The organism is Haloferax prahovense, assembly GCF_000723845.1.
In the GTDB taxonomy this organism is placed as follows: domain Archaea; phylum Halobacteriota; class Halobacteria; order Halobacteriales; family Haloferacaceae; genus Haloferax; species Haloferax prahovense.
The window spans coordinates 1,667,638-1,671,472 of record NZ_LK053000.1 but is presented as its reverse complement, the minus strand read 5'-3'; the positions used below and the strand labels follow the sequence as shown (position 1 = coordinate 1,671,472).

Sequence of the window (3,835 nt, the reverse complement as noted above, 5' to 3'; positions counted from 1 at the left end):
GTGGATACCCCCTCGGCGTCGGTCGGTCGACGATGGTGGTGGGGGTTGTCGACCAGTCCCGTTCTAGGCTTCCGGTGGAACGCCCGTGCACCGTTCGGTTCGACGAGAACGGGAACGCGCCGACCGGCGCGCCGAGCGACTCGGCGTCGTCGGGTGCACACCATCGCGTTTCTCGACCGGGGTTATAACATTGCGCCACCGAGTATCAATCGAGATAACTCGGGGTGGGAAACTAAGCACCGCGTTACAGTCGAGACCTGTCACCGGTGCCACCTGCGCCGAAACCCGCGAATCCTCGCGGCCTCACAGCCGCGAGCGGTCGCCAGTTCCGCCGGTCATCGCGCTCGCCAACGCCCCCTCGACCACGACCTCATCGCCGAGCGTCGTCAGCTGAATCTCGGGGATGTTCGACATGACCATCTCGCTCATCTGCTCGCGGATGGGCTCTAACACGAGGTCCGGATTGTTGAGCGCGACCGCGCCGCCGACGTAGATGATGAGCGGCGCGTACGCGTGGACGATGTTGGCGACGCCCATCGCGTTCCAGTGGCCCAGTTGGTTGATGATGTGGTCGGCGAACTCGTCCTCGCCGGCGTGTTCGAACACGTCGACCGCGGAGAAATCGGGGTCCGACACGGGAAGTTCGGTGTCGACCGGGTCCTCCTCGTGGAGTTCGCGGGCGTACTTCGGGATGTTGTTCCCCGAGCAGTAGCCCTCCCAGTGACCGTTGTGTCCGCACCCGCACGTCATGAAGCCGTTCGGGTCGAGCGTCAGGTGACCGACCTCGCCGGCGTTTCCGTCCCACCCGGCGAGGACGTGCCCATCGACGCAGACGCCCGCGCCGATACCCGAGGAGATAGTGAGATACACCATGTCGTCGGGGTTGCGGTCGGAGTGGAACCGCTCGCCGATGACCCCGGCGTTCGTGTCGTTGTGCAGGTACACCTCGTCCGTCTCCAAGAGCACCGAGAGGGGACCGGTCAGCGGGATGCGGTCGATGGTGTCCGGTAGGTTCGCCGGGTTCTCGACCGCGCCCTCGGCCAGGTCGAGCGGGCCGATAGCACCGATGCCGGCCGCGACCGCGTCGCTCGGGTCGATACCCGCCTCGGCACACGCCTCGCGGACGACGCCGAGGACCGCCTCGGTGATCGCGATTCCGGTCGGGCCGCGCGGAGTGTTGTCACGGGCCTCTCCGAGGATAGTTCCATCGTCGTCGCCCACCACGGAACGGACGTTCGTCGCCCCCAGGTCGACGCCCACGTAGTACGCCATCGTTCCCATAGCGATGCGCCCTCCACTTAACTAAGCGGGATTCTCGGTAGATTTACTCGCCGCGATGTAAGTCGGCGGCCACCGCCTACGCGGAGTTGTTGGTCGGGAGTTTGGGGATGAGCCACGAGAGGAACGACTCCATGCTGCGCGACTGCATCCAGACGGTTCCCGGGCCGGTGAACGTACAGACGAGCCCCTCGCCGCTGAACAGCGTGGACTTCAGGCCGCCGACGCGCTCGACCGAGAAGCTCGTCGTCTCGTCGAAGGCGACGATGTGGCCGGTATCGACCGTGTAACGCTCGCCCTCGCCGAGTTCGACCTCGTGGATGGCCCCGTAGCTCGACAGGAAACTGTCGCCGGTGCCGGTCAGTTTGAGCAGGAACAGCCCCTCGCTCCCGAAGAAAGTCTTCGCGCCGCCGAAGGAGGTGTCGAGGTCGAGCGCGGGGTCCGAGGCGATGTACGACCCGGACTGCACGTAGAGCGTCTCGTCTTCGAGGCGGTGGTGGACGATGTCGCCCGGAAGCGGGGGCGCAAAGGATACCTCGCCCGCCTGCCGCGCGCTGAACGTGTTCTGGAAGAACGACTCGCCGCCGAGGACGCTCCGTTTGAGCGACCCGAAGAGGCCGCCTTTCGCGTTCGTCTCGATGTCGATGCCGTCGGAGTAGCTGACCATCGCGCCGGCCTCCGACCGGAGCGACTCGCCCTCGTCGAGCGAGACGGTGAGGAGGGCGAACGACGGGCGGTAATCGATGGAGTGGTCCATGCGGGAGCTGACGGCGCGCTAAGATATGTAGTTGCCTGCGAAACCGGTCGTTCCGGCGACCGTGCCGCCGCGAGTCGTCACTTGGTGTCCGCGCGGACGAACGTCACGGGACACGGCGATTCGAGCATGACCTCCTGTGCGACGCTGCCGAAGACGGCCTTGCCGGTCGGCGAGCGCTTTCGACCGCCGACGACGAGGCGGTCGGCGTCGACCTCGCCCGCGAGTTCGACGAGCTTCTCGCCGTGGCGGCCGACTCGGCCGTGGACGACGTAGTCGATGTCCGCGTCGTCGAAGCGCCGCGTGAGCTCTCGGACGATGGCGTGTCGTCGGGCCACGTCGTCCGCAGAGACCTCCTCGGCCGTGATGTCGAAATCGAGGTTGTCGAGCGCCTCGTCGTACTCGTCTCTCGTGAAAACGTGTCCGATGACGACCGTCGCGCCGGTCGGTCCGGCCACGTCGATTGTCTCCTCGGCGAGTCTGTCGATTCGATCGGCGTCGCCCGCGCCGACCGCGAGCAAGATAGTTTCGATAGCCATACCAGCCCGTTCGCCCCGACGTCACTTAATCGTGCCGGGGATTTTTACTCAGAATCGAAATAAAAATTCGTGTTCGGCGGTTTCGCAGTCGCTGACAGCGGGAGTGTCACGCGGTAGCAATATGTACGTTTCGCTGGCGGCACCACCGCTCGGCGGGTGAGTGTGCGAGAAAAACCAGACCGCGTCGGACGGCTCAGACGTCGGGCGCGTCGTCTTCGACCGCGCGCTTCATCGAGTCGCGGCGGGACTTCGCGTCGCGGCCCGTCGCCTCGAGGAGGAAGTCGTTCTTCGCGCTGACGGCCTCGCCCGCGGCTTCGAGGTCTTCGGGAGCGAGGTCGGCCGGGTCGGCCTCCTCGAAGTTGACCGCGAGCTTGTCCTTTTTGCCGCTGTACTTGACCGCACCGGCGACGATGCGGGTGAACACGGGGTTCTTGGGCTCGCCGACGACGTAGAGGTCGCTTCCTTTGAACTCCTCGGTGTCCGTGATGGGGCCGAAGTAGTCTTCGACCGTCGCTTTCATGTCCGGAATTCGCTCTTCGAGCGTCTCCCCACGACGCATCTTGTACTCCTTCATGGACGCCTTTTCGACAGGGGATGGTTTACCTGTTTCGCGACTCTGCGACGCCTGCGAGGGCGTGCCGCGGTCAGGATTCCCGCTCGGCGATGTAGCCCTTTTTACACTCGGGGCAGATGTCGCCGGCCCGCATCGACGACGAGGACGCGCCGCGGGCGTGACCGCAGTTCGGACAGTAGTACTCGACGGCGTCGTCGGGGGCCTCGTTTCCGACGTTCGACTCGTCGGCGCGGACGAAGTCGTCTTCCTCCGCCTCGACGTACTGACCGTTCGACTGCTGGCTCGGCGAGCTGTTGCCCTCCGGGGCCAGTCCGCCGCCGAACGAGACCGAGACGGGCTCGCCGTCGTCGGGCTGAGCGTTCCATCCCTCGTCGTCGCCCGGCGCGTCGGGCCACGCCCCGCGTTCGCGGGTCTGTGCCTGTTCGGGCTCCGCTTCGGCGTCGGCTCCGACGCCCGCCTCGGCGTCCGCGTCGATGAACTCCGCGTCGTCGCCGTCGGCCGGCGGCGTCGGGTCGTCGGTCTCGACCTCGTCGACCTCGTCGGGCCACTGCGTCCGGTCGCGGGTGGCCGACTGCTCCTCGTCGTCGTCGTCGAGGATGATGCCGTCGTCGGTCACCGGTGGGGCGTCGACGCTCCCGGCGTCGTCAGCCGCGTCCGGCCCGTCTGCGGGCTGGGCGTCGGCGGCGTTCG

6 protein-coding genes are annotated in these 3,835 nt (G+C 66.5%); 1 reads left to right on the top strand and 5 read right to left on the bottom strand.

Annotation, left to right across the window (positions count from 1 at the left end):
* The coding region (locus BN984_RS19870) for a hypothetical protein (protein WP_222114933.1) at positions 1-188 on the top strand (188 nt) is incomplete at its 5' end.
* 115 nt (positions 189-303) lie between these two features.
* On the opposite strand, the gene BN984_RS08340 is transcribed toward BN984_RS19870, so the two are convergent.
* From BN984_RS08340 to BN984_RS19950, 5 genes are all read right to left on the bottom strand, one after another.
* On the bottom strand, positions 304-1,272 hold the full coding sequence (locus BN984_RS08340) for an ROK family protein (protein ID WP_008091555.1): 969 nt from the start codon (positions 1,270-1,272) through the stop codon (positions 304-306).
* Between the two features lie 85 nt (positions 1,273-1,357).
* On the bottom strand, positions 1,358-2,035 hold the full coding sequence (locus BN984_RS08335; RefSeq protein ID WP_008091554.1) for a TIGR00266 family protein: 678 nt from the start codon (positions 2,033-2,035) through the stop codon (positions 1,358-1,360).
* A 77-nt stretch (positions 2,036-2,112) separates the two neighbouring features.
* Positions 2,113-2,571 (bottom strand): universal stress protein, encoded by a 459-nt coding sequence (locus BN984_RS08330; RefSeq protein ID WP_008091550.1) that lies wholly within the window; start codon positions 2,569-2,571, stop codon positions 2,113-2,115.
* Positions 2,572-2,764: 193 nt separating this feature from the next.
* The gene (locus tag BN984_RS08325; protein WP_004973531.1) at positions 2,765-3,145 is read right to left on the bottom strand and encodes a DUF5611 family protein; all 381 of its coding nucleotides are present in this window, start codon (positions 3,143-3,145) and stop codon (positions 2,765-2,767) included.
* Positions 3,146-3,215: 70 nt separating this feature from the next.
* Positions 3,216-3,835: DUF7093 family protein (locus BN984_RS19950; protein WP_449404897.1), on the bottom strand; the 620-nt coding region annotated here is incomplete at its 5' end.